The 26950-nt window shown below is 44.5% G+C and carries 26 protein-coding genes; 16 read left to right on the top strand and 10 right to left on the bottom strand.

The features are described 5' to 3' along the window. Positions 1-96: 96 nt before the first annotated feature. A complete protein-coding gene (locus tag AB4238_RS02490; protein ID WP_372031006.1) occupies positions 97-561 on the bottom strand; it encodes a GNAT family N-acetyltransferase in 465 nt (154 codons plus the stop codon). Between the two features lie 129 nt (positions 562-690). Beyond that, the gene (locus AB4238_RS02485; RefSeq protein WP_372031005.1) at positions 691-885 is read right to left on the bottom strand and encodes a hypothetical protein; all 195 of its coding nucleotides are present in this window, start codon (positions 883-885) and stop codon (positions 691-693) included. 489 nt (positions 886-1374) lie between these two features. On the opposite strand from AB4238_RS02485, the gene AB4238_RS02480 reads away from it, so the two are divergent. The 4 genes from AB4238_RS02480 (at position 1375) to AB4238_RS02465 (ending at position 5597) form a co-directional block, all read left to right on the top strand. Continuing rightward, positions 1375-2901: a YifB family Mg chelatase-like AAA ATPase gene (locus AB4238_RS02480; RefSeq protein WP_372031003.1), complete on the top strand. Its 1527-nt coding sequence runs from the start codon at positions 1375-1377 to the stop codon at positions 2899-2901. A gap of 116 nt (positions 2902-3017) precedes the next feature. Beyond that, the gene (locus AB4238_RS02475; RefSeq protein WP_372031002.1) at positions 3018-3923 is read left to right on the top strand and encodes an acyltransferase; all 906 of its coding nucleotides are present in this window, start codon (positions 3018-3020) and stop codon (positions 3921-3923) included. A 5-nt stretch (positions 3924-3928) separates the two neighbouring features. Next, on the top strand, positions 3929-4870 hold the full coding sequence (locus AB4238_RS02470) for an acyltransferase (RefSeq protein WP_372031000.1): 942 nt from the start codon (positions 3929-3931) through the stop codon (positions 4868-4870). A gap of 316 nt (positions 4871-5186) precedes the next feature. Next, positions 5187-5597 carry an energy transducer TonB gene (locus AB4238_RS02465; protein ID WP_372030999.1) on the top strand — a complete coding sequence of 137 codons (411 nt, stop codon included), beginning with the start codon at positions 5187-5189 and terminating at the stop codon, positions 5595-5597. A 75-nt stretch (positions 5598-5672) separates the two neighbouring features. Here the strand turns inward: AB4238_RS02465 and AB4238_RS02460 are convergent, their stop codons facing one another. Together AB4238_RS02460 and AB4238_RS02455 are read right to left on the bottom strand one after the other, a co-directional pair. Beyond that, positions 5673-6761: a branched-chain amino acid aminotransferase gene (locus tag AB4238_RS02460; protein ID WP_372030997.1), complete on the bottom strand. Its 1089-nt coding sequence runs from the start codon at positions 6759-6761 to the stop codon at positions 5673-5675. Positions 6762-6925: 164 nt separating this feature from the next. Then, on the bottom strand, positions 6926-7684 hold the full coding sequence (locus AB4238_RS02455) for a TetR/AcrR family transcriptional regulator (RefSeq protein WP_372030995.1): 759 nt from the start codon (positions 7682-7684) through the stop codon (positions 6926-6928). Between the two features lie 188 nt (positions 7685-7872). Here AB4238_RS02455 and AB4238_RS02450 point away from each other — a divergent pair, with 188 nt between their 5' ends. Genes AB4238_RS02450 through AB4238_RS02430 form a run of 5 tightly spaced genes read left to right on the top strand, consistent with a single transcriptional unit; the run spans position 7873 to position 12194 of the window. Next, complete coding sequence (locus tag AB4238_RS02450) at positions 7873-9375, top strand: flavocytochrome c (protein ID WP_372030993.1); 1503 nt, start codon at positions 7873-7875, stop codon at positions 9373-9375. Between the two features lie 11 nt (positions 9376-9386). After that, complete coding sequence (locus tag AB4238_RS02445; protein WP_220740333.1) at positions 9387-9740, top strand: cytochrome c3 family protein; 354 nt, start codon at positions 9387-9389, stop codon at positions 9738-9740. Between the two features lie 32 nt (positions 9741-9772). Continuing rightward, positions 9773-10510 carry a cupin domain-containing protein gene (locus AB4238_RS02440; protein ID WP_259649974.1) on the top strand — a complete coding sequence of 246 codons (738 nt, stop codon included), beginning with the start codon at positions 9773-9775 and terminating at the stop codon, positions 10508-10510. A 58-nt stretch (positions 10511-10568) separates the two neighbouring features. Beyond that, positions 10569-11030, top strand: a complete 462-nt coding sequence (locus AB4238_RS02435) for a DUF3299 domain-containing protein (protein WP_372030991.1) — start codon at positions 10569-10571, stop codon at positions 11028-11030. A 30-nt stretch (positions 11031-11060) separates the two neighbouring features. Continuing rightward, positions 11061-12194, top strand: a complete 1134-nt coding sequence (locus AB4238_RS02430) for a hypothetical protein (protein WP_372031013.1) — start codon at positions 11061-11063, stop codon at positions 12192-12194. A gap of 150 nt (positions 12195-12344) precedes the next feature. Here AB4238_RS02430 and AB4238_RS02425 read toward each other — a convergent pair whose 3' ends face one another. Beyond that, positions 12345-13136: a TetR/AcrR family transcriptional regulator gene (locus AB4238_RS02425; RefSeq protein WP_372031012.1), complete on the bottom strand. Its 792-nt coding sequence runs from the start codon at positions 13134-13136 to the stop codon at positions 12345-12347. 338 nt (positions 13137-13474) lie between these two features. Between AB4238_RS02425 and AB4238_RS02420 the strand changes: the two genes are divergently transcribed. The 5 genes from AB4238_RS02420 to AB4238_RS02400 all read left to right on the top strand — a co-directional run bounded on the left by AB4238_RS02420 (position 13475) and on the right by AB4238_RS02400 (position 18715). Further along, on the top strand, positions 13475-14998 hold the full coding sequence (locus tag AB4238_RS02420; protein ID WP_372030990.1) for a flavocytochrome c: 1524 nt from the start codon (positions 13475-13477) through the stop codon (positions 14996-14998). Further along, positions 14998-15366 (top strand): cytochrome c3 family protein, encoded by a 369-nt coding sequence (locus tag AB4238_RS02415; RefSeq protein ID WP_220740323.1) that lies wholly within the window; start codon positions 14998-15000, stop codon positions 15364-15366. The genes AB4238_RS02420 and AB4238_RS02415 overlap by 1 nt, the downstream gene beginning before the upstream one ends. A 46-nt stretch (positions 15367-15412) precedes the next feature. Then, positions 15413-16546, top strand: coding sequence for a hypothetical protein (locus AB4238_RS02410; protein ID WP_372031010.1), 1134 nt, complete (start codon positions 15413-15415; stop codon positions 16544-16546). A 179-nt stretch (positions 16547-16725) separates the two neighbouring features. Beyond that, positions 16726-17799: a DcaP family trimeric outer membrane transporter gene (locus tag AB4238_RS02405; protein ID WP_372030989.1), complete on the top strand. Its 1074-nt coding sequence runs from the start codon at positions 16726-16728 to the stop codon at positions 17797-17799. 175 nt (positions 17800-17974) lie between these two features. Beyond that, positions 17975-18715, top strand: coding sequence for a cupin domain-containing protein (locus AB4238_RS02400; protein WP_372030987.1), 741 nt, complete (start codon positions 17975-17977; stop codon positions 18713-18715). Between the two features lie 70 nt (positions 18716-18785). On the opposite strand, the gene AB4238_RS02395 is transcribed toward AB4238_RS02400, so the two are convergent. From AB4238_RS02395 to AB4238_RS02380, 4 genes are read right to left on the bottom strand one after another with little or no spacing between them, the layout of a single operon-like run. Continuing rightward, the gene (locus tag AB4238_RS02395) at positions 18786-19973 is read right to left on the bottom strand and encodes a BamA/TamA family outer membrane protein (RefSeq protein ID WP_372030985.1); all 1188 of its coding nucleotides are present in this window, start codon (positions 19971-19973) and stop codon (positions 18786-18788) included. Beyond that, positions 19970-21271 carry a DUF4056 domain-containing protein gene (locus tag AB4238_RS02390; RefSeq protein WP_372030983.1) on the bottom strand — a complete coding sequence of 434 codons (1302 nt, stop codon included), beginning with the start codon at positions 21269-21271 and terminating at the stop codon, positions 19970-19972. Before AB4238_RS02390 ends, AB4238_RS02395 begins: the two co-directional genes overlap by 4 nt. Further along, positions 21268-22176 (bottom strand): alpha/beta fold hydrolase, encoded by a 909-nt coding sequence (locus AB4238_RS02385; RefSeq protein WP_372030981.1) that lies wholly within the window; start codon positions 22174-22176, stop codon positions 21268-21270. The genes AB4238_RS02390 and AB4238_RS02385 overlap by 4 nt, the downstream gene beginning before the upstream one ends. 22 nt (positions 22177-22198) lie before the next feature. After that, on the bottom strand, positions 22199-23050 hold the full coding sequence (locus AB4238_RS02380; RefSeq protein WP_372031008.1) for a virulence protein: 852 nt from the start codon (positions 23048-23050) through the stop codon (positions 22199-22201). Positions 23051-23626: 576 nt separating this feature from the next. Between AB4238_RS02380 and AB4238_RS02375 the strand changes: the two genes are divergently transcribed. Both AB4238_RS02375 and AB4238_RS02370 read left to right on the top strand, forming a co-directional pair. Next, positions 23627-24259 (top strand): outer membrane beta-barrel protein, encoded by a 633-nt coding sequence (locus AB4238_RS02375; RefSeq protein ID WP_372030979.1) that lies wholly within the window; start codon positions 23627-23629, stop codon positions 24257-24259. A gap of 212 nt (positions 24260-24471) precedes the next feature. Beyond that, entirely contained in the window at positions 24472-25176 is a 705-nt protein-coding gene (locus AB4238_RS02370; protein WP_372030977.1) for an SOS response-associated peptidase family protein, read from the top strand. Between the two features lie 98 nt (positions 25177-25274). On the opposite strand, the gene AB4238_RS02365 is transcribed toward AB4238_RS02370, so the two are convergent. After that, positions 25275-26561, bottom strand: coding sequence for an acetyl-CoA hydrolase/transferase family protein (locus tag AB4238_RS02365; RefSeq protein ID WP_372030975.1), 1287 nt, complete (start codon positions 26559-26561; stop codon positions 25275-25277). Between the last annotated feature and the right edge of the window lie 389 nt (positions 26562-26950).

Here is a 26950-nt window from a genome sequence, read left to right as displayed (position 1 = left end):
GCAATGGATTCGACCTATTTGGAAAAACTAATAAATGCTTGAAAAACATTCACGCTCTTACCCTTGGGATAGGACGCGGCTGCGCGCGGCCTATCCTTATACGTTAGCTGTATTTAACGACTTACCTAAGAATACAACTGTGGTTTTGCCCAAAACCTCTTCCTTAATACGCCTGTACCCACGGCGCTCATACATACCAAGGTTGGCTTTACTATTAATACCAGTAAACAATTCTACTTGGTTTGCTTTAGGATAAAACAGCTCTAATGCACTAAGTAGCTTGGAGCCAATCCCCATACCTTTAAAGTCAGTTTTCACAGCCATACGGCCTATATAGGAAGTTGAACCATTTAATTTAACTTGTCCACTTGCAATAATCTGATCGTTCAAAACAATTTTTAAAATACATTTATTATTAAATTCAGACTCAAGTTCAGCTAAGCTCTGAGTTAACGGGGGAATACTAAAATCATTATGTAATTCAGCTTCTGAAATATACGCTTCCTTTTGAATTTGAAGAATAATAGGCGCATCTTCAATTTTTGCTTCTAAAATTTCCATTTACACGAACCTATATTTATGCAGCTAACAGCTTATTCATTAGTCGCTCGATAACGTTCTTAGCAACTCGTTAATTTTTTAACAAGCTATCACAGCTAAGGTATTGCTGTACATAGATAATTTCTAATTTCAGGCGACATAAATGGGCTTGTTGAGTGCGGATAAAGAGAGCCTAGGCTGTTCAATGGGTCCGTGTATCACTTTTTTACATTTTCCATCAGTCTGATTTTCATAGGTTTTGTGAAATGTTAAAAAATTATCGATGCCTAGCAGGACAGTTTTGGCATCTTTATTTGCGCCATAATGGCCGTTTTTCGCTTTCATCTGAGCTCCATAACTCTGTATGCTACAGAGCTTGCTATGAAACCGAAGGCCTCTACTTCATCTTCACTTGGTTGTTTAAGTGTTAATGCTTAGCAATGGTGTTTTAGCTTCAACTGTTTTCCCGTAAACGTCTGAGCCTAACAGTATTTCAATGAACTCACAGAATCAGATCCCCCCGTTGGAAATTTTGCTTTTTAAATTTCGCCGGGGCGCTGAGGGATAGACTCTTATGAAATCAAGAGCGGGGACAAACGCTTTCCCCCTTGGCTCAGGTGTGAGATGGAATTCCACGACCTTTATCAAACGGAGTTTGATTATCTCAAGACCGATCAGGGATAGAATCCCACGACATTAGTCAGGCGCAGCCTGATAAAAGCAAACCCAAAGTATGAATTTACTGCCAAAACCAACCCAAAAACCACCAAAATTCAAAACTTTGGCTAGGCTTAATCAAACCTCCCCTTACTCATAAAACAAAAGGATTTGTTTATGGCACTCGCCTGTGTTGCAACCCGTGCAAGTAGCGGCGTCGACGCCCCTGCGGTTACCGTTGAAGTGCACCTCAGCAACGGCTTACCCGCATTCTCACTGGTAGGGTTGCCCGAGGCTTCGGTCAAAGAAGCCAAAGAGCGAGTTCGTAGCGCATTGATAAACGCAGGCTTCGAGTTCCCGATGCGCAGGATCACCGTCAACCTCGCCCCAGCTGATCTTCCAAAACAGGGTGGCCGCTATGATCTCCCTATCGCTATTGGCATTCTTGCCGCATCAAAACAGATCCCACCACAATCGATTGAGCAACATGAATTTGTCGGTGAACTAGCGCTCTCTGGCCATGTGCGTGGTTGCCAAGGCATATTGCCAGTCATCGTTGCGGCAAGCCAAGTCAATAGCCGTTTAGTGTTGCCCATTGATAACCGCGCCGACGCAGAACTCGTTGGCTATCAACAAGTACTGTTTGCCACCCATTTACAATCTTTAGCTGCCTATCTCCATGGACAGTCAGAGTTGCCCGGTATTGACCCTGGACTGGAGTGGATAACACCGACTTCAAATAATGATGCTAATACTCACTGTCTTAGCGAAGTGGTTGGCCAGCAACATGCAAAAATGGCGCTAGAGATTGCAGCCGCCGGCGGACATAACCTGATGATGCTAGGACCACCTGGCACCGGCAAAACCATGCTGGCTACGCGCATGATGCAGCTGCTACCGCCACTTGATTATACCGAAGCGCTTGAGGTGGCTTCGATTCACTCTGTTGCAGGGCAGAACATGTTACCGCAGCAATTTTATCAACGGCCTTTTAGAAGCCCACACCATACTAGTTCGGCAATATCATTGGTGGGTGGTGGCGCTATTCCCAAACCCGGGGAGATCTCCCTTGCCCATCGCGGTGTGTTGTTTCTTGATGAGGTGGCCGAGTTTCCACGCAAGGTACTAGACTGCTTACGTGAACCAATGGAGACTGGTGAGGTGAGCATCTCCCGCGCGGCAGCTAAACTCAATTTTTTGTGCCGCTTTCAATTAGTGGCGGCAATGAACCCTAGCCCATGTGGTGATGTCGATAACGCCAGAGCCAGTAATGAACAAATTCTGCGGTACCTTTCTAAGCTTTCAGGGCCATTTTTAGACCGTTTTGATTTAACCATTGATGTGCCTAAACTGCCACTTGGCGCTTTAAATAGCTGTGACACCCAAGCTGAAACTAGCGCTGTTATCGCCCAACGAGTACATACTGCAAGAGAGATACAATTAGCCCGTTCAGGTACTCTCAATAGCGAACTGACTGGCAAGCAACTCAAAGAGGAAGGCAGATTTAATACAGAAGATCTGTTGTTTCTAGAGGAGAGCGTCAATAAACTCGGTTTATCGGTACGTAGTTACCATCGACTGCAACGAGTAGCCCGCACCATCGCGGATCTACAACAGCAACAAGATGTATCTCGTCCACATATTGCCCAAGCACTAGGTTACCGCGCTATTGATCGGCTTCTCGCCAGCTTAAAGCAGTACTAAGCTTGATTGATAGAACACATTATTCGCTGCTTTTAGCAGCAAAAATTAACATCTAGATTGAGACAAACCCCGACAACGAGTACTATAGGTCTCCGTTTTTTATCTTGGGGTTGTTAATGGGCGCGATAGTGTCACGCATTAAGGGAAGCTTAGCGTTCTTCTGCTACTTTATTAATACTATTTTTTGGGTTACTCCTATTCTAGTCGTTAGTATTTTTAAGCTAATCCCACTCACTCTCACGCGTACAGCTTGCACCTATTTCCTTGATTTTTGTGCCAGCTCTTGGATCCGTTGCAATGGCGTTATTGAGGATACATTTCATAAAGTGACCATTGACGTGCAAGGTGATGCACAACTATCAACCAAAGAGTGGTACATGGTAATAGCCAACCATCAGTCTTGGGTCGATATTCTAATTTTACAACGAGTATTAAATGGAAAGATTCCATTTCTGAAGTTTTTCTTGAAACAACAACTGATATTTGTACCGGTTTTAGGGCTGGCTTGGTGGGCACTCGACTTTCCATTTATGCGCCGTTATAGCAATGCCCAACTGCGTAAGAATCCTAAACTACGCGGTAAAGACATAGAGATCACCCGCAAAGCCTGCGCCAAATTTAAGCATAAGCCTGTCAGCGTAATGAATTTTGTCGAGGGCACACGCTTCCATCCTGGTAAGCATAAGAAGCAAAACTCACCCTTTACTCACCTGCTTAAACCTAAGGCTGGCGGCATGGCTTTTGCGTTATCAGCAATGGGTGAGCATATTCATAAGCTCGTTAATGTGTCTATCTACTACCCTGGAAAAGTGCCGACATACTGGGAGTTTATTAGTGGTCAAGTCGATAACATTAAGGTGCATATAGAGGTCAGTGAAATTGGTGAATCACTGCGTGGCGATTACATAAAAGATCGTGAATTTAAAATTGAATTTCAGAATCAATTAAATCAAATGTGGCAACAAAAAGATCAAGTGCTTACCGAGTTAGCACAAGCAGATACAAGCAGCAAAGAGGCTTAAGTACAATGTTGAATTTTTTACCCGGCTCACTGTTATATTTTATGAGCACCACTTTATTAATCATCAACACGGTTTTATGGGCCTCACTTATCTCTATTGGTGGGATAATTAAGCTTGTGGTGCCTTTTACCGCAGGTCGCAACGCATTGACCCATTTGATGAATCGTTTTATGTGGGCTTGGGCGACTTGTAATGGCGGGATCCTGCACTTACTTGCGGATATAGAGTGGGACATCGAGGGCTTAGAGAACCTTGATAAAAAAAGCTGGTATCTACTGATTAGCAATCATTTAAGTGGTTTTGACATTGCTGCGCAAACCTATGTATTACGTAACCATATCCCTATGCTTAAGTTCTTTTTAAAGCGCGAACTGATGTACGTCCCTTTTCTTGGTTTAGGTTGCTGGGCACTTGATATGCCGTTTATGAGCCGCACCAGCCCAGCTAAATTAAAGAAAAACCCAAAGCTCAAAGGTAAGGATTTAGAAAGCACTCGCAAAGCCTGTGGCAAGTTCCGCTTTATGCCGACATCAATCATTAACTATGTTGAGGGCAGTCGATTTACTGAAGAGAAACATCGACGTCAAGATTCACCTTACCGCTACTTGTTACGTCCTAAAGCTGGCGGTATCGCCTTTGCGTTATCGGCAATGGGCGAACAGTTTACCAACGTGCTTAACGTAACTGTGCTCTATCCTGAAGTGTTTAAGAAAGATGCCTTGTACGAAGTGATGCATGGCCGCTTGAGAAAAATTGTAGTTCGTGTGAAGGTGCTGCCGGTGCCTGAAGTAGACAATAAACGCTATTTTTCAGAGTCGAGTTACCGTGTTGAGTTCCAGCGCTGGTTGAATCAACTTTGGCTGGAAAAGGATGAAGAGATCCATCAGCTGATGATAAAACATGGTGCGCCAACCGAACCCAGCCAAGAAAAAAAGCCAACTATATAAGTTATTAGGACTGAGTATCCCTAAATTAAGGTGCACATCATGTGCACCTTTTTTATGTAAAACTGTTAATTTATCCCCAGCCATAACCCCATACAAATCACGTTAAAGATCACATAAACAATAAAAAAAACAAAACGCAATAACGCTTAATATCAAATACTTAGACAACACAAACATCTAAAGCAAGATATTCAACCATCTAAGGAGTAAAACCGTCTTAAATTACGGGTTACAAGACTAGACACTAATACTTTTGGGCTATATATTACCGCTTACAATTACATTTAATCAACACAAGCATCAAAAGGTACGTTCCATGTATATAACTTGGCCCACACATAAAAATGCCTTTCTGCTATGTTTATTTTTGCCTCTTTGGTTGGCCGGTTGTTCAAGCAACATCATTCAACAACAGAGCCCAAGAATTCTGCAACTAGAGAGTAAGGACTTCGCTTCATATTGGGTGGTAAAAGATAAACTCATTGATTGGCGCAAGGCTCTACCAAATGGACTGCACAATGATCCCAAAGAAAATACCACTCAATATAAAGCATCATTTGTAGTCAACAGCCATGGTCAAATGACTCAGTTAGAGATTATTAATAGTGTAACTGGCGAGCTGTTAGATCAAGCTGCTTTAGCGGAAATATCTAACCAACAGTTCTACCCTACTGCACAAAATAGTGCGCTGCAGGCGGTGCGGATAAATACCAGCTTTCGATTATAGTATTGGCTTATAAAATATTATTAAAAGCATAAAAAAAGCTCCTGTTAAGAGCTTTTTTATGCTGAAAAGGAGAGGTTAAACTCGACGCTCTACCAATTTAACCCAGCCATCAGGCCCAGCAATATGGCCTTTTTGGATCTCAGTCAATACTTTATAAATACGCTTAGTATGCTCGCCAACATTGCCATCGCCAACGGTAACAATTCGATTATCTTCAAAGATATATGAGCCTACTGGTGATACCACTGCAGCAGTACCAAAACCGCCCGCCTCGATAATTTCGCCAGATTCTATATCAGCAATAAATTGGTCTAACATCACTGTTTCTTGGCGAACTTCACACCCTAGAATCTCACCTAAATCGAGAATCGACTGCGAGGTAATCGACTTCAAAATGGTATCGGTAAATTTGGGAATGATAATGCTACCGTCTTTAAGCACATGGAAATGGTTCATCGCCCCCACTTCCTCGATCTGCTTGTTATTAGCATCTAAATACAGTACTTGTGCAGCGCCATATTCAGCAGCCGCTTTGCCAGCTTTCAGTGATGCTGCATAGTTACCCGCCGCTTTCGATGCGCCAGTACCACCCGATACCGCACGGTGGAAGCGTTCGCTAATCAACAGACGAATCGCCTTATCGAAACCGTCAGTGTAGTAAGGACCACTAGGGCTGAGCATCACACAAAAAGTGTATTGTTCACTTGGGCTCACAGATAATCTATCTTCAGTAGCAAATACAAATGGACGGATATAAAGACAAGCATCTTCCTGCATTGGGAACCATAAACGGTCAACATCAATCAATGCGTTAATAGCTTCAATTTGTAGCGCTTCTGGAATTGCAGGAATGCAGATAATGTCTGCTGAACGGTTTAAACGCTCGGCATTTTTATCGATACGAAAGGTATAGATTTCACCATCTTCATGCTGAAAGGCTTTAGCGCCTTCAAACACTGATTGGCCATAATGCAATGCAATTGCACCTGGCGCCACCTCAAATGGGCCATAAGGTACCACCCTAGGATCACACCACTGCCCATCACGGTAATCCATTAAAAACATGTGGTCAGTTCTGAGGTTACCAAAACCAACATTTGTGGTTGGTTTGAACTGCTCTGTACGGCGCTCTGACGCAGGTTTTAAATTATAGTTTATTTGCATTGCATACCACCTTGAATACTGACTGAGCAGCCTATGCAGTGGTCACAAAAAAGTCAAGTGAAACGCGGGTTAGCATCAATAAATTCAGTGCATAAAGGCAGCTCAATATAACAAACTCCGATTCGAGCAAACTGGCCTAAAACACACGGCAGCAACTCAGTCACTTACTGTCGACAGTCGTTCAATTTTCCAATGGCTAAACAGGTATCACAACTGCGAATTTTTCCTGAGCCTTTATCTAGGAAGGCACTAATTCTGTTACTCAAGCTTTGCATCATCTCTTGGGTAATAGGCTTACGCCACTGATAGTGATTCATCAAGCGGCTGACATGGCGATAAGCCAAGATATCTTCGCTAGTAAAATACTGCTCATCCATCAACTTGCTCTCAAAGGAAGAGGTCGCACCCGCTAAAAAGAAATACAGCGCTTGGCTTAAGTCTCTTATATCGGTATCGGTCGCCTTTAAATCACCACTCATAACAGCATCTTCTAGTGGCCGTTTAATTCGACTCCAGAACAAATTAACTCTGTTTCTTAATACCTCTATTTTATCTGAACTGGCTAATTGCCAAAACATACTATTAATAGATACAACTCTCAAAATATTAAATATTGGGCTTCTTTTCACAACTTCAAATGTAAATAAAACGGCAAGAACAGAACGTTCATTAATAGTTAAATCTGGATTTTCTTTTATAAAAATAGGTATTTGACTCGATGTTGTATTTCGTAAAAAAAGACAAACCAGCACATCTTCTTTTGATTCAAAGTATTTATACAATGTATTTGTTGAACAGCCTGCACCTTTTGCTATCTGTGCAAACCTAAATGAAACAACACCTTGATTATCAATAAGTTCTTCAGCAACATCTAACAATTGATTACAACGAATCGCATCTGTATGGCTATTTGGACATTGCATATTCATACCTAACTTTATATAAAACCAGCTCCATTTTATGGGCTTAGCTTAATTTAGATACATAAAAGAAACATTTTCTTGAACAGTACCACAAAAATCTTTATCGCCCGATACAAAGTGTGATTTCGCGCATAATTGAATGACAAGCATAAGCATATTGTAACCCCAAGTTAATTGGAGATAACAATATGCAAACAAGACGTTCGTTTTTAAAATTTGGAGCAGGAGCTGCTGCCGTTGGCGCACTTTCACCATTAGCAGTAAGCGCTAATTCATCTGATGTTGAATGGGATGAAAAACATGAAATCGTTATCGTGGGTTCTGGTTTTGCCGGGCTGGCTGCAGCGGTAGAAGCCGGTAAATTAGGCGCCAAAGATATCGTCATTTTTGAAAAATTAGGCGTATATGGCGGCAACAGTACTCTCAATGCTGGCCAAGCTTGTTTCGCTAATACAGACCTACAAAAACAACTGGGCATTGAAGATAGTGCTGAACTGATGGTGCAAGACCAACTCAAATCAGGTCGCGGTTATGCAAGTGAAGAACTGCTTAAACACAGCGCCGAGCTAGGTCCGTACATCTACCAGCTCACTAAAGATTGTGGCTGTGTTTACCGCGATCACATCATCAATACTGGCGGAACCAGCGCCACACGTAGCCACCAAGTGGTTGAACGCAGCGGCGCAGGCTTTATCCGCCCGATGCTAAAAACGGCACGTAGCTACGGTGTTAAAACCAAAATCCGCCATAAATTCGAGCATCTAATCACAGCCAAAGACGGCACAGTACTTGGGATCCAAGTGCGACGCGGTTACCACTTCGGTCATGAAAACTCTGGTGAATTAATCAATGTAAAAGCTGAAAAGGGTGTGTTGATTGCAACCGGTGGTTTTGGTGCCAACGTCAGTTTCCGCCAAGCACTTGATCCAAACCTTGGCAACGAAGTCGGTTGCACAAACGCTCGTGGCGCCACAGGTGATGGCCTTATCGCCATGCTTGCAGAAGGTGCAATGCCTGTACATTTGAGCTTTATTCAGTCTGGCCCTTGGGCATCTCCCGATGAAGGCGGCTTCGGTTATGGCGCCGGGTTCTCGCTCTATAACTTCCCGCACTCTATCGCTATCGACCGTAACACCGGCCAGCGCTTCATGAACGAAACGGCAGATCGTAAAACACGCGCCGACTTAGAAGTACAGCGCCGCGATAAAGACGGTAATCCTAACCCAGCACTTCTCATCGCACCTAAGCATGAAGCGATGAAAGACCCATCAATGGCCAATGTATTGAAATACAACGTTGCTTGGGAGTTTGACAGTGTAGATGCAATTGCTAAGCACTTCGACCTGCCTAAAAAAGCGCTTAAAAAGCAAATTGATGATTGGAATTTATACGTTAAATCTGGCGAAGACCCACAGTTCGGTAAGCGCATGAACATGAGTACAGGTATCTATCTGACTGCACCATTCATCGTGCAGCGCTTATGGCCAAAAGTGCATTACTGCCAAGGCGGTATCCAAATTAATGCCAAAGCAGAAGTCATTGCAGCAAAAACAGGACAAAGCATTCCAGGGCTTTATGCCGCAGGCGAAGTTTCCGGTGGCGTACACGGCGTGAGCCGACTTGGTGGCTGTTCAACACCAGAGTGTATGGCATTTGGCGTAACTGCTGCTCGTTCAATGATGAAGGCATAAGGAAAATTACCATGAAGACAGTTAACACATTACTTGCACTCATTCTTGGTGGCTGCATTGCCGTTTCAGCACAAGCTCGTGACCAACGCGACTACCACGAAATGGTTTACGACTCAGGGTGTAAAACCTGTCACGACCAGGGCATGAAAGCTTTTCCATCAGACGATTCATGCCTGCAATGCCATGACATGAGCGAATTGGCAGAGCAAACAAAACGTGAAGGTCATGAAGCAAGACAAAATCCTCACGACAGCATGCATTACGGCCAAGAAGCGCCGTGCATGGAGTGCCACGGTGAGCATACACCGAAGCAAGCCATTTGCATGGATTGCCACAACTTTGATTTCCCAAAATTTAAGCAATAAACATAAAACTACATATATAAAGGAAGATGATGATGAAAAAACTACTCGCGATGTCAGCAATTCTTGTTACAGGTTGTGCTGTAGCCGGTGATAAGCCAGCAGATAAGCCTTGGCACAATGAAAAGCCAACCTTGTCGACCATTAATGCACCGACCAAAGTCATGCCAATGGTGTGTAAGCAAGAGCAAGCTATGGCTTACCTGAAAGAGCTGCAATCAGGTGAAAAAGATATCTACAACATCAAGTCTAATGACCATGGCGGTAAGGGCGCTAACGAATCTGGCTGGTTAACTTGGCGCGTAGATGACCCAAGCAACCTTATCCCATGTCCAGAAGGCGGTGCTAGCGCGACGGAAGTCGGCATGTGTTGGAAAGAGCTCAATGATGAACCAACAGTAATTGGCTTAGTGCGAGTTGCGCCAGGTACCGCAGCACCTCATTACCACCGTGAAATGGAGTGTTACTACGGTCTAAGCGGTCAAGGCCTAACTTGGGCGCAGGAACGCATGCAACCATTTGGACCTGGTGACTACATCGAGATCCCAAGTAAAGCGATGCACTACACGCCAAATACTTATGACGACCAAGATTTGATCTACATGTACTGGTTCCCACTTGACGGTAAGTTCTCAACCTTTAAGTACCAGTGGCCACAAGATGTAGGTCCAGGTGAGCAGCTAATGTTCGACTTTATCCCATACACCAACTCTAAGCTTGTGCGCTCAGGTAATGGTGGTTACGGCTGGGATGTTGTTCAAAAAGCCAAGTAGTCCAACTTAAACTCCAACAAGAGTATGGGGCCAAGTTTAATTGGCCCCATTATAAAATATGAAAAATCTTATCCTGGCATTTAGTTTACTGTTTAGCTCATCTCTTTTTGCAGAAGAGCCGGTATCAATTCTATGGCACAACTTGGCTCCTGGAGCGGCAGATTTGCCAGTTGAGACTAACGTCAACTTAGCCCTTGATGGCAAGAAGGTGGTAATTCCCGGTTTTATCGTACCGCTTGATGGTAAAAATAGCGGTTACGTGAAGAACTTTCTATTAACACCTCAGCAAGGTGCTTGTTTCCACAAGCCACCATCACCGCCGAATCAGTTGATTCATGTTTCTTTTGATGTCCCTATCGCAATACCTGATCTCGAGCAGCCTATGTATGTGACTGGCATTTTAAACGTAAAAAGTGCTCAGGCTGGATTTGCCAAAACGGGTTATCACTTGAGTGGCATAGAGACGATCCCTTATCCAGTGAAGATCAATACTGCCGAAGAGCATGATCACAACCACTAAACAGCTAACGGATAAGATAAACAAGGAATGATGATGAACAAGAGCAATAGATTTGTACTGTCGCTGGTCGCGACAGCGATCGCACTTTCTAGCTCAACTGCATTTGCAGAACAGCAAGAAGATGGCATCAATGTAGGCGGTGCGGTCAGGGTCAACTACGGTTATAAAGATTACAGTGAAGCCTCAAAAGATAAAGGTGGCGATCTCACCTTTGACATGGCGGCAATTAAATTTAACGGTAAAAAAGGCGACTGGGGCTTAGCGGCCGAATACCGCTTTACCTCTGACACTAACTATATCAAGTACGGCTATGGTATCTACGATATTGATCCACAGTGGCAGCTACAATTTGGTATTAACAAAGTGCCTTTTGGTAACCCTGAATTTATCTCCAACAGCTTCTGGTTTGGTATCCCTTACTACTTAGGCTTTGAAGATGACCATGATATAGGTGTTAAAGCTATCTTTGAAAGTAATGGCTGGCATTCCGATTTGGCTTTCTACAAGAATGCTGAATATGGTCCGACAGAGAACAAGCGTTACGCGACCGATCTGTACACAGGCACCATCAATGGTACAGAGTACAACAACGAAGAAACCAACCAAATAAACGTTCGTCAAACGTATACCATTGAGCACAATGGTGGTTCAACAACCTTGGGTGGCTCGGCGCAATTTGGCCAGATCTACAACAATAAAACCGGCAACAATGGCGATCGTTATGCCGTCGCTCTGCACTTAGATTCAAGCTATAACGGCTGGAACTTGCAGCTACAAGCGATGCAGTATGAATACGATGCCGCAGATGCTGACGACCCAAATAAAATCGGTGTATCAGTGGTTAGCTGGCAGTATGAGATTGCGTCTAAAGGGCAATCATATAGCGCCAATATCGCTAAAACCTTTAATACCGATTGGGGCAGTGTTAAGTGCTACAACGATTTTGGTTTAATGACTCCAGATGTTGATGACGATGATTACGACAACAGCATGCAAAACGTCACTGGCTGTGCCATTGCCGCGGGCCCAACTTACACTATGATCGACTTTATCATGGGTAAGAACATGACCTTCTCAACGGCTAACAACGATCACGTTGGCTTGCCTGAAATGGGCAATGACTGGGATAAGCGAGTAAACATTAACTTTGGTTACTACTTCTAGCCATTCAGTTCCCCTGCAGCTCATGGTCATTGCTCCCAATATACAATGACTATGGGCTTCAATTTTAGGATCGACAGCAACATCTCAAACATCACTATTCGACACCATCTAATTTCGATCCAGCCCTCTAGATTGAGGGCCTTTTTTTGCCTAACGAGCAATAGCCTCTAAACGAGAACAGCTAGAGTTCACATCATTGTTAGCAGCACATAAGGCACTACAAGCAGCGCAGGTCATATGGTCGCGATAATGCTTATCAAAAAAGTCTGAACTTCTTTGTTCTAATGATTCAAATAGTTCAGGAGTTAAAGGTTTGTTCCATTTGTACTGCCCCATTAGTCGCGCTAAATGGCGGTAACAGGTTTCACGGCGATTGCCCAAATACTCAGGAGCAATTAGCTGACTCTCGAATTGAGTCAAAGAGCCTGTTAGGTAAAATGCGATACCTTGTACCAGTTCCTTAACCTGCAAAGGGGTCGCTTCGAGCTCTCCTCGCTCCACGGCTTCATTAAGTGATCGGGTAAACCAATTCCAAAAACCATTGATACGCTGCTTAAATTTGGCAATTTTTTCGTCACTCGCCAACTGCCATACCATGGTGTTGACCGACACCGAACGTAACGTAAAAAAGCTTTTACTACGTTTAATGGTTTCGAAGGTAAATAAAACCGGCAGCAATGTCTTTTCCTGAGCAGTGAGCTCCGGGTTCTTACTAACAAAAATTGGCAGATGATTAGACGTTGCACTGCGAAGAAACAAACATACCAATACATCCTCTTTACGCTCAAAGAATTTGTACAAGGTACCTGTAGAACAGCCAACCTCTTTCGCCAGTTGAGAAAACTTAAATGACACGATTCCTTGTGACTCTATGAGCAGCTCCGCAGCATCGAGTATTTGATTACAGCGCATCATTGGTAGCGCTTCAGTCGGGCATTTCATCATTAAGCCTTAAGATCAATTTGCATTAATTATGCGCTGTTAATAATTGTTGGTTTAGTTGAGGCATCACTAATCGAGATTAACATCACGCAAAAAACACTTTATTGCTAGCCTTTGTGAGTTACCTCAAACAAACATTCCAACTCAATCTATTAACTCAGTATAAAATCCTGCCACATTTTTAGCCGTAACTCGCTAAGCAATTTTACTTAGAGAAAAGATCTTCGAGATCGGCCTCACGAATAAATTTGTCGCTGAAAAAATCACGTGACTTAGTTCACCTTTAGCGACCGAACTTGCGTTTATCGTTACCTCATTCCGATTCAGAGGATTTAAGAATGCAAGGCAGAAGACACTTTTTGAAATTAACCGCGGGTGCCGCAGTCGGCACCGTAGCAGCAACACTACCAGGTACAGTTCAAGCAAAAACATGTGACGAAATTAACTGGACAGAAACTGTCGACACCTTAGTCGTCGGCTCAGGCTTCGCTGGATTATCTGCAGCGTTAAATGCCAAACGCCAAGGGCTTGGTTCGGTATTAGTGTTAGAGAAAATGCAGGTGATTGGTGGTAACTCAGCCATCAACGGCGGCTGGTTAGCGATCCCAAAAAATCCAGTACAACTGGCGCAAGGCGTTAATGACGATTCACCAGAAGAGCTGGTTAACGATCAGATTATTTCTGGTCGTGGTATGCAAAATGAAGCGGCACTGCGTCAAATAGCCAATCGCGCATTAGATGCTTATGAGCTCTGTATCGACACGGGCGTTAAATTCAAAAAAGACTTCAACATTCAAGTTGGTGGCCATAACAAAGCGCGTGCTATCCGCACCCAACACGGCACAGGTGGCGATATCACCACCAAACTTTATGAAGCAGGTGTAAAAGAGGGTGTTGAATATCGTCTGCAGCATTACATCGAAGACTTCATCATGGACGGTCAGCAGATCATCGGCGTAAAAGTACGTAAAAACTACCGTTTTCCCGATCTGAAAACTGGCAGCTGTGTTTTCATTAAAGCTAATAAAGCGGTCATTTTAGCTAATGGTGGCTTTGCCCGTAATATGGCGCTGCGCGAAGCGGTTGATCCATCACTCGATCCAACATTGGACTGTACCAATGCTTTAGGCGCGACCGGTGAAGTGACCTTAACCGCCATGGCTCACGGCGCACTGCCAGTACACATGAACCTGATTCAAACTGGCCATTGGGGCTCGCCTGACGAGGGTGGCTTTGGCTGGTCTAATGCATTGTTATCAATCGGTTGGCATCAAGGTGCTTCGATTAGCGTATTGAACGGTAAACGCTTTATGGATGAGCGCGCCGATCGTAAAACCTGCTCAGAAGCGATAATGAAAAACCGTTATCAAGACGGCAGCCCTGCATACCCAATCGTACTGTTTAACTACAACAACTACGCCAAAGATGATCGAGTCGTACGTGCAATCCGCGACAAGATGGCTTGGAAGCTTGATTCTCTCGATGATATCGCAGCCAAATTCGATATTCCGGCGACAGAACTCAAGCGCAGCATCAGTGAATACAACACCCACGTTGCCGCCCGTAAAGATCCGCTATTCAACCGCAAGATGGACACTGCAGAAGTGCTACAAGGCCCATTTGTCGTTTCGCGTATTTGGCCAAAAGTGCACTACTGCATGGGAGGCTTAAAAACCGATCTTGGCGCTCGTGTGGTAGATGGTCGCTCAATGAAACCGATTAAAAACCTCTATGCCATTGGCGAAGTGACTGGCGGCATTCATGGTGAGGCACGCCTGAGTTCAACCTCATGTTTAGAGTGTCTAGCGATGGGAATCGTTGTTGCTGAAACCATCAAAGCCGATCTTCAGGGAGCTGTCTAATGAACAAATTATTGCTAACCGCTCTGCTATCTCTAGCTATCTCTGGCGGCGCTGTGGCCGGTGAACTGGTCAAGATGAAAGGCAGCACTAAAGGCCGAGTTAATCACGAATTTATTTACCAAGATGGCTGTCAGTCTTGCCATCAAGGCTCAGGTAAGAAAAACGCTACCGATGCGGCATGCGTTGAGTGCCACGGCGATATCAACAGCATTGAGGTTGATCAGAGCAAACTGGCAATTCCAGAAGCAGATCCACACAAGTCACTGCATTACAACCAAGGCGCTAGTTGCCTGGCATGTCATGGCGAGCACGAGAAAAAGGCACCAGTTTGCGCAGAGTGCCACCGTACTTGGTTTGAAGAGATGTAATGCCACAAATTGAAATACAAAAAATCTAAAAATAGATAGGGGAATGATGATGAAAAAAACCACTAAGTTTATGTTGTCGATGGTGGCAACAGCAATCGCACTTTCAGGTTCAGCGGCCTATGCCGACGAGCAAGAAGATGGCATTAACGTAGGTGGCGCAGTGCGCGTTAACTACGGTTACAAAGACTACGATGAAGCCTCAAAAGATAAAGGTGGCGATCTCACCTTTGATATGGCGGCGATTAAGTTTGACGGCAAGAAAGGCGATTGGGGATTAGCGGCAGAATACCGTTTCACCTCAAGCACTAACTATATTAAGTATGGTTATGGCTTCTACGATATTGACCCAGATTGGCAGCTACAGTTTGGTATTAACAAGGTGCCTTTTGGTAACCGCGACTTTATCTCGAACAGCTGGTGGTTTGGTCTGCCTTACTACCTAGGTTTTGAAGATGACCACGATGTAGGTGTAAAAGCCATCTATGAGAAAAATGGCTGGCACACAGATTTAGCTTTCTATAAGAATGCTGAATATGGACCAACAGAGAACAAGCGTTACTCTACCGATCTGTACACTGGCACCATTAATGGTACTGAGTACAACAACGAAGAGACTAACCAGTTCAACGTACGCCAAACCTATACTGCAGAACATGAAGGGGGTGAAACAACCTTCGGTGGTTCAGTACAGTACGGCCAGATCTATAACAGCAAAACCGGTAACAACGGTGACCGTTATGCGGTAGCACTGCACTTAGACAGCAGCTACAAAGGTTGGAACTTGCAACTACAAGCGATGCAATATGAGTACGACGCCGCTGATGCTGAAGATCCAAACAAAATCGGTGTATCGGTTGTTAGCTGGCAGTATGAGATCGCCTCTAAAGGTCAAGCTTATAGCGTTAACTTAGCGAAAACCTTTAATACTGATTGGGGTAGCGTTAAGTGCTACAACGATTTTGGTTTAATGACCCCAGATATTGATGACGATGATTACGACAACAGCATGCAAAACGTAACCGGCTGTGCAATTTCAGCAGGCCCAACTTACACCATGGTCGACTTTGTTATGGGTAAAAACATGACCTTCTCAACAGCCAACAACGATCACGTTGGCCTACCAGAGATGGGTGATGATTGGGACAAACGCGTTAACATCAACTTTGGTTACTATTTCTAAAGGATAAAGAAATAGCTGACTAAAGCGTAGGTGAGGAAGTCGCTCCCACTTCCCCGCCTACTACTCGCATTTCTATTCATCTATAGCACGCTATTTTCGACGGTTAAACTGCCGCAGTTGTAACCCCTACAAGTCGACTCCAATTCAGCCTGAGTCGCCCATTTCAACAAGAAAACACCATGAAAAGAACAGTAAAATTGCCCCTGTACCTCAGCGTTGCAGCGCTTCTCTCTACGCCAGTATTAGCCACTGAGTATCATTTTGGCGGTTTTTTAAAGGCCAATGCGCGCTACGTTGAAGGCAACATTGCCTTTCAAGATAGTTGGACAGGTGGAGGAAGCGTGACTGAATCGGCTAAGCGTAGCCAATTTAGTGCCGCTGAAAGCCGTTTTAACTTTAGTGCTAAACAGGGCGATGTTCGCGGTTTTGCTGAAATCGATTTTGCGGGTTCATCCCAAGGCAACGCAGTGTTTTCAAACTCTTACAGTCCGCGCCTCAGACATGCTTATATTGAATACCAAGGCGTCACTGCTGGGCAAACATGGTCAACCATGGTTAATAGCAGCACCTTCGCCGAAACTGCCGACCTTGGTGGGCCACTTGTCGGCCAAACAATGGTGCGCCAAGCACTGGTTCGTTATCAAACCAGTCACTGGCAATTTGCACTGGAAAACCCCTACACCTATGGCACTACTGAGCAAAGTAGCGCTACAGAGAAACAGTGGATAGATCCTAGTAATGACTACGTGCCCGATGCTGTTATCCGCTATGACCAACAAGGCGACTGGGGCAATGTTTCAGTGTCGAGCTTATTACGTTATTTAGACCCGGAGGATAGCGCCCAATTTGGCGCTGGTGTATCGGTTGCAGCCAAACTTTACACCTTCGGTAAAGATGACCTACGGCTGCAACTGCATTACGGCAATCTAGGTCGATATGTCGGTACCGATGCTGCGCGAGATATTATCAACGGCGAGCTTGAAACCACACGTTCAGCCATGGTTGCCTACCGTCACTTTTGGACCGACGCCACCCGCTCAAGTCTATTCTACGGTCACACCATCACCGAGGTGGAACAAACGGATCGCTTCCACATTGGCGCCAATATTTTTACCAATTTAACGCCGGTATTAGCCCTAGGTTTTGAGTTGGGACGCTACCAAATAGATGACCAGCAATCAGCTTATTCACTGCAAAGTCCTGCAAAAGGCTCGTCAAACTACGCTCAAGTGAGTTTGCAGTTTTACCTTTAATGAGATCGATAGAAAAGAATATTCGCGACCCTGCTCACGAATAAGTTTGTTAAGCAAAACACGGCGTGATCCATTTCAAACTTACACCTTGAAGATCGCTTTATTGTTAGTTCAAGCCCGTTAAAACGAGCAAAATATCGCAGCAAAAGCTGCATCAGCTAAAAATAGGATAGGAATGATGAAACTAAAAATGATCTTCGGCATCGCCGCAATGACTTCAACAGTCGCTATGGCTGCGGGTCCACAGTGCGACCATGCACAACTTCCATACCAGCAGATGACGCCAGTGCCATATGACAGCACGCCATATTCACCACAAGACACCATGCCAGTGCAGTGTAGTAACCCTGAAGTTGAGGCTTATATTGCTGACTGGGAAGCGGGAAAAATTGATTTCAATAGCATTAAATCAAATAGCAGTATCGCTGCCGATCAACGCTTCTGTAAAACACTCGATGATGACGGTAATGTATTAGAAGTTAAAGACTGTGATAAGTCTAAATCGCCTGTTGGTTACATCTGGAAAGAGCTTTCTGATAGCCCAACGGTTATTGGTATTACCGATGGTGGTAAATCAGACCATGCGCCACATTTCCATGGTCAGCCAGAGTGTTACTACGTAGTCAATGGTGAAGGGCAAACCCTTGCTGATAACCAGTTTAAAAAACTAGGCACAGGTCAATACTTCTATATTCCCGGTGCAACAATCCACAACACTCCAATCATGTCTGACAGAGGTTTAGGCGTGATGTACTGGTACCCGAACAATGCACATTTCAACGGCTTCAAATACTACTGGCGTAAAGATGTTAAAAACCTACGCGTAGCAGAAGAAGCATTTGACCGTGTTGATGAGATCCGTAAGCGTGACCTTAACTTGGGCCCATACGGCACCAACGAAAAAGTCTTTAAGTAATCGTTAGCACTGTTAAACCGACAATATTAAAAGGGCTCATAAGAGCCCTTTTTTACGCCCGTCAGCGTAACTAAAACGCCTCATTGACGTTAAAGTAAAAGCCTGTGTCGCCATCACCCCACGCCATATCAAGCCTTAAATTGACCCTAGGTTTAACTTCAAAGCGATAACCGACACCGCCATTAGGTAACAATTGATGACTACTAAACGCACTGACATCATCAGCAATAGCACCTACACCGCCCCAAAAAACCATACCATGGCGACCCGGAAGGTTGAGTCGATACTCCACTTGGGTCATCAACATCTGTTTATCTCGATAACGCCCCGATGTATAACCACGTAGTAAGTCGCCGCCACCAGCCTTTGAAAGTTGATCCCAAGGGACATCACCGGAGGTAAAACGACCACGAACTTGCCAAGCTAATATATCTTCACCACGGCCACTTTTCATGTATTCGCTATATAGCGCATTATAAACATCAAAGTCCGTTTTACTCCCCAGATATTGCCGATAGAAAGCCGCATCGATCTCCAAGATCCGTCCTGATTGAGGATTCAGCACATTGTCGCGGCTATCGTGATTCAGCAGTAAGTTGACGCCGACACTGCGCGAGCTATCTTGTAATATCTCGGTCTCCACACTTGAATCTAAAGGGTTAATGCTATCTGCGCTGGCGTAGCTAAAGTCAAACCCGATGCCTACAAAACTGCTGGGACTCATTCGCTGTAGCAACATAGGATTGACCGACATAATCCGCTGGTTAAACTCAACCCGATTAACATCAGCATGGTTATTATCGTAACCCACACCATAAAACACATCCGGTGCGTCAAAAAACTCAGCGTTGAGATAGAAGCGTTGTCTGTCTTGGTTAATGAAGGTCTTATTGGCTATCGCGACACCTAAAGCGCCATTAGTGGATGCCAAGCCATTGATGACTAAAGAGGATAGCTGGCTAACCTCATCATCGGGATCATATTGGTATAAACCAACCGCAGAGATCCCCACCCCCAAGTCCATCTCAGGGTTATAAAAAGGCCCCGGCAGGTAGCTAAAATCAATAAGCTTGTCAGAGTCAAACTCACCATCGGCTCCAAGAGTCGCCAAAAAATCTTCCAGCCAGCCTTGTGATTCAGCGTCCGCGTGCAGCTCTGGAGCAGCAATCTGCTCACTCGCGTCTACGATGGCAGTGCTCAGCGCTAAAATAAGCCCACAGCAGAGCCCGACAGCTTTGGCGCTATAACCCATATTCATGGTTGCACCTCTAATTCACTAAGATGGGGCGCCTTTTGCTCTATATGCTCAGCTAACTCAATATTGTCTTGGATCTGGTTGTATTCACTGATGCGATAGAAATCCTGGTGACTAAATCCATTACGCCACAACGACTCAGGAATATGCCCAAAGCTGGCTTGAAACTTGTCCGCCACCCGCAGCTTTTGCTGGGCGATGGCATCAATATCTACGCCATGTATGCTGTTAGTCAGCGTTAAGTGGTGAGGTTGAATATCAGCCTGATAGAGTTTGCTAACCTCAGCCCACTGAACATGTGATTTTGCCAGCGCCTCAGGTACTAAATAGGGAGATTGTTTATCCCCTAACTCATAGTGACGCTTAAGCAGCATAAACTTACTCGGCAGCGGCTGCGTGGAGTCCCACCACACACCATCAATAACATCAAACATGGCATTGGTTTGCGCTATCGTTACCGGCTCTAACCAGTCGAGCGTCGCGCTGAGCCATTGGGTCATATGCTGGTTATACAGTTCCTTATTCATCGCCAGATTATTGCTTAGCAAGGCCAGTGCGATTTTGGCGCCCAGCATGTTGGAATAGAGATCTTCTGGCGAATAAGCTGATACCGCCTCAGACCAAGGTGCCCAGCTACGGTAACCATGCCACTGGGCTATTTCATGTGCTTCTGCCATAAAGTAAGCTTGTCTGACTGCAATGGTAGCGGCCACCTCCCAACGCTGAGCGGCAGTTAAACCTTGAGTATCAAACGCAGCGAGCTCTATGCTGCGTGGGCCTATCTCATCAGGCAATGTAATGGTTTGCGCCACGCCCAACTTAGGATAGATACGATAAAACAGTGCAATGGCATTGTCGGCGGTATCACGTACATGGGCTAAATCGATAAAGCCGCCACGCAGGGTATAGATCTGGCCATTGTTTTCACCGCCACGACTGCCATTAGGTGCATCTTTCTGATAGCTAAATGTGCCCGCCTCAAAAGCATGTGGCCCAACACTGTCGATTGCTAAGGTATTGGCATAGCGAAAGAATGGCACTGATATTGACGCCACTTGTACCTTTTGAGCATTGCCAAACGCGCAGCAAGGGCGAACATCTTCCGGCATCCGCACCAGTGGTAAATCTTGCAGCACAATATCACCCAACAGCAATGGATCGGGCTCGTTATCGAGTGCGGCTGCAACTGCGATTTTACTCGGTAGCGCCCGCACCTGCCAGTCAGCACTGCTGCATCCAGCCAGTAACAATAGCGCCGCTATAATCGTAATGAGCTGCTGATTAATCTGAGTAGGCATCATTGGATGAATGCCTTAATCGCGCGGCTGATAATATCCGGATGATCATTACTCAGCCCATGGGCAGCTTCGGGAATAACCACTATCGGCGAATTGAGATAATCAGCCAGTTGAATACCCGATGCTAATGGAAAAACTAAATCATTCTCTCCCCAAATAAGCATGCTATCGGGCAATGCGTCGACATTGATATTGCTCGCTATACGATCTCTATCTTCAGTTAAGCCACCGATAAGCTGGCGCTTTTCATCAAGATGATTAGCAAAATAACGCTCGAAGATTGCACTGTCGATAAAGCTCGGGTACCAAGGGAAGTCAATAAATGTTGCTTCTAATAAGCGGCGCATCTGCTTTGGAGTCTGCGGCACAAATATATCGCTTGCATCAGCGGTCTCAAAACGCTGATTCATTGCTGCCAAATCGGCATTTGAAAATAACACACCAGGGCTTGCCAACAGCACCGCTTTGTCTACTCTTGGCTCGTGAATCATTAAATCAAATGTCACAAAGCCACCATAAGAGATCCCAACGACATTAACCTCATCAAGTTCAAGCTTATCAATGAGTTGAGTCATTGCTTTAGACTGTACAGCTAGACTCGGTGCAGCTTGGCTCTCTGAGTCACCAAACCAAGCAAGATCAGGCGCAATCACATGGTAATTTTGACTCAATGCCAGCATAACCTGTTGCCAACTCGTCACGGCACTACCACCAAAACCATGAATGAGCAGTACAGTTTTACCCTGCCCGGCTTGCCAATAGTTAAGCTTGCCGCCCTCAGCGAGATCCATTTTTTGCTGAACAAATCCCGCCTCTATTAGCACTGACTTTTCCGCCGAGTCAACACTCTCAACAATAGAGCATCCACCTGCCACTAATACAAAAAGTAATAGATTGATTATCCGCATAACTCCCCCCATCATTCGTAAGCTAGAAGCGGTAACCTAACCCCATCATGAAGCTGGTTCGGGTACCAAAACCTAATTCCATTAACAGATCGATGTTCTTAGTTATGCCCACTTGACCACCCAATAAGCCATTCCATTTATCTTCAAGGTGCTGGTTTACTTCGAACTTAGCATTGCCCAATGGAATACCAATATCGCGCAAGTAGCCGCTAAAGGTTTGCTCGACATTTTGGTACATGGCACCAACCCAGACTTGAATATCATGCTGCTCATAGCTAGTCCTGTAACCCGCACGAGGAGAGACGACAATACTGCTGATCTCACCGTCTAAAATATCGAGATCAGTGTTGGTGTAGTTAACATCCAGAAGAGCAAACCAGTTGCCAATACCGCCCACTAATGTGCCGCCAACACCATAAGTAGTGCCTTTAAAATTGAGTTCAAAGTCAAATGGCTTACTCGTTGCCTGACAAGGTGCAATGATACAAACCCCAGGAGGAGAAATGCTGGACCAGTCTGCTTCTAGTTGCACATTAGCGACACTGCTGCCCTTAGTGTGGCCAAGAACGCCATATAGATTTAAGAAAGGCAGCACCCAAGCATCCGCTCGAAATGTAATGGTCTCCGAGTCTTGCAGGGCTTCACTGCCGGTAATACTGAGCATGTCGTCAAGACCACCAAGTCCAGAGAATGAAACGGAATCGACAACTAGCGGTTGTTCCATGGTCATATAATTAAAAGTAAAACCGTAGGGCTTTGGCAGTTCATGACCAAGATCTATCGCTTCTTGAGCCCAAATAGGAAAAGTACGGTCATAGCGCTCTTTATGAGGCTCCCGCTCAATTGCGTTAGCAGATGTCATACACAGCAGCATCGACGATACCGCCATAATTTTTAAAAAATTAAGCATGTCTTGATTGAGCCTATAAAGAAATAATGAGGTAAATGATGTTTAAATGAAGGTCAAACGGGTTGAACTTAAACCAAACAATCCATTAGCAGTGGGCAATTATTACCCACTAAGCTGAAGTGATGCTGAAGTTAAACTTAGAATGATACAAATAGAGTTAATACTCTAAATCGTAATCTAAGAATATTAGTACTGAACTTATCGCTTACCAATAAGTATTTATTGGCGAATAAAAATACTTGTTTTCTTGCTCATCAAGCTGAACGTAACCCTAACAGCCTTTAAGAGAACTTAAAATAAGTTGCCATTTAGCGACACGCACGTTCGTTGCTGCAAATAAAGATAAAAAACTTAATCCTTATTTATCAAAAGATTAACGGTATAGCATTCTGTTACTTATAGCTAAAGTGGAAAGTTCAGAGATCGTTAATATCATTCAGTTATCATTCAGCAACTCTCCCCTACTATGGCTCCAACAAAACGAAACACCCGATTGGCAACTAGCACAATCAAACTATTTCTTAGTGTGGGAGCACAAACATGAAAACTAAATCACTTATCTTAGCGTCTGTAATGGCAACTGTAATTTCAGCACCAACAATGGCAGCAGACTGGTTTATCGGCGGCGGCGTCGGCGCACAGCAGAACTCATACAAGGGCTCAACGACAACTGAAGCAACTGTTGACCCAGGGTTCAATAGCCAAACTGATAACTGGTCGTCTACTGAAAACAACGCAGTTTATGAGCTAAGAGCTGGTGTTTACTTAAATGACAACAACCGTGTATACGGTACTTACTCTTACAACTCAGATGATTTATCTAAGCAGCAAAGCCTATTAATGTCTTACGACTACCTTGTTGCTCTTGGTGATAGCAATAAAGTGAACTGGTTTATTGGTGCTACAGCGGGTGTTAATCACGTCAGCCCAGATACTTCTGCAGTTAGCTCTAGCAACAATTTCGTCTGGGGCGGTCAAACAGGTATTATGTACAAGATTAACGACAAGCTAAGCACTGAAATTGGTTACCGTTACCTAAAACAAGACTATGATGCATCAACGTCTTCTACTGTCATTCCTCCAATGGAAGGCGCTATAGGTACAACAACGACTGAAACAGCATCGCTAAATGACAGCCAGCAACTATACCTATCTGTTGACTACCGCTTCTAAGCGAGTCAAAAATAGATAACTGCCTAACGCTAGCGCAACAGGCAAATATAAAATCCAGCAATACTATAATTGCTGGCTTTTTTGCATCTGCATTATATCAGTCTAAACCCTGTAGTCGGTGCGAGTACTATCGATATCGAGCGCAATAGAGCACTATCGAACAATCAACTGTGCTAGGTTATAACAATCGAGTCATGTAACAGAGAGCGCAAATGTGCGGACGGCTTAATATTATCGATGATATGTTTGTGCAGGCATTGATGGAAGATCTGCGCATCAATAACAGCGAACAGATGTTGTTTTCACGCTTTAAAATGCCCACCAACGACATCAGCATTGTGCGTGAGCATAATGGCGAACGATTTTTGCAAACAGCCTCATGGTGGCTACTACAACAAACCACCTATGATGGCTTTAAGCCAAGCCGATTTACCTCTTTTAATACCCGTTATGACAAACTCAATCAGCCCAACAGCGCAGGCTATAGCGCCTTTCGAGAAAGTCGTTGTATTGTGATTGCTAAAGGCTTTGGTGAAACAGAAAAATCTGCTTCAAGCACTGTTTACCATGATTTTATCGCTGAGGACGCTGCAGTGGCTTTTGGCGGTTTATTTAGAGAATGGCATCACCCAAGAACGGGTGAAAGTGTCACCTCTTGCTCGATTATCACTAATGCACCTCACCCTGACTTAATGCCATTCCATAGCAAAGCCAGCCCATTGGTTTTACCTCAAGATGAGTTAATAATGGCTGCATGGCTAAACCCGAATAATCAGCAGGTAGATATGTTTGATGATCTATTAACGCCTGCGCTTAGGCATGACTTTGAAGTGCAACAAATAGATAAACCCAGCTTGCATAACCCCATTGGTCAGCCATCAAAATTAACGCCCAATGACTTCCTCGCAGGCCAATAAAACCTTAAGCTACGACCTCGGACTAAACCTTAGCAGCCCAAATTGCGATGTCTCAAGCAAGGGGCATCGCAAATAGCATCAACCATTATTGGATGTGATTAAACCGTCAAGCCCCACATATCAAACGTCTCTTGGCAAAGCTGCTCTCTGAAGTCTGGATGAGCAATCGCAATTAAGTCTCGCGCTCGTTCACGCAGTGATCGACCTCTTAAATTGGCAATACCATATTCGGTGACAATATAGTGTACATGTGCGCGAGTGGTAACCACTCCTGCACCTGGAGATAACACGGTTGCTATTCGAGAAACTTTGCCACCAGCAGCGGTACTGGGTAGCGCAATCACCGAACGTCCACCGTCAGACAAACCTGCGCCACGGATGAAATCCATCTGTCCACCCACGCCAGAATAGATTTTGGTGCCTAGGGAGTCAGCACAGATCTGCCCGGAGATATCCACCTGCAATGCAGAGTTAATCGCCATCATATTAGGGTTTTTACGGATAATAGAGGTGTCATTCACCTGCTCAATATCCATAAAAATCACCGACGGATTATCATCAACGTAATCATAAAGTCGCTGACTACCCAGTGCAAAACCAGTAACAATTTTGCCAGGATGTACCTGCTTACAGCGGTTGGTGATCACCCCTTGTTCAACTAAGTTAAGTACTCCATCAGAAAATAACTCAGTATATACTCCTAGCTCTTTGTGCTCCGTTAAACAGGAAAGCACCGCATCAGGAATAGCACCTATGCCCATCTGCAAACAATCTCCGTCACGCACTAACTTGGCAACATTTTTACCCACAGCAAGGCTCACTTCATCGCTAGCAGCCAAAGGGTGCTGTGGCAGTGGCATACTTTGCTCATATACTGCAGAAAATTTATCATAATGGATAAAACCATCGCCGTGAGTTCGCGGCATTTGAGGATTGATGTGGGCAATGATTTTTCCTGCCACCTGACAAGCAGCGAGTGTGGCCTCCACTGATATTCCCAAAGAGCAGATCCCATGCTTATCTGGTGGTGACACTTGAATAATTGCAGTATCGATTGCTTGCTCACCAGAGCGAAACAGCTTAGGCACTTCAGATAGAAAAATAGGTACGTAATCGGCGGCGCCTTGCTGCAGCAAACCCCGTGTGGGCAGGCCGCCAAAGTAACAACGATGTCGTAGATGTCCTTTAAGCTTTTCATCACTTAGAGACTCTGCGCATTCAGTGTGCAACTGTAACAAGGTTAAGTCATGTTTAGTCAGTGCATGCTCGGCCAACGCATTGAGTAATAGGGTTGGTGTTGCCCCCATAGAGTGGGTCCACAATGTTTCACCACTTTCGATTAAAGACACTGCTTGTCGTGCACTACTGCAGATAATTGGAGCCATCAAAGATACCTATATTATTATTCTGTCTTTAGTGTATGAGGTTAACCCTGCCATTAACACTCTTATACTATCCAGTTAACATTAGTTTGATCTTAAACAACTCAAGCCATACCTGTGACTCTGATTGGCAACGTAAAGCACTAATGCTTGTCTCACACTCAAACAAAAACGAGTATTGAGTCTTGTTTACACTAATAAGCTTAATTAATCTGGCAGTTCAATAACTCAACTTCAACGATTATTAATAAACATGAACAATACAAATCTCCCTCCTCATTTTAAAACCCACCAATAAAAATAATTCTCACTTGAGCTAACGAATAATTATGAAAAGTTATTAAATATTATTAACAGGGATATTTAAAGTTATTAATGAAATAGGGAAATCG

Source organism: Shewanella sp. 10N.286.45.A1 (genome assembly GCF_041470405.1).
GTDB lineage: Bacteria > Pseudomonadota > Gammaproteobacteria > Enterobacterales > Shewanellaceae > Shewanella.
This window is presented reverse-complemented; position numbering and strand designations above follow the sequence as displayed.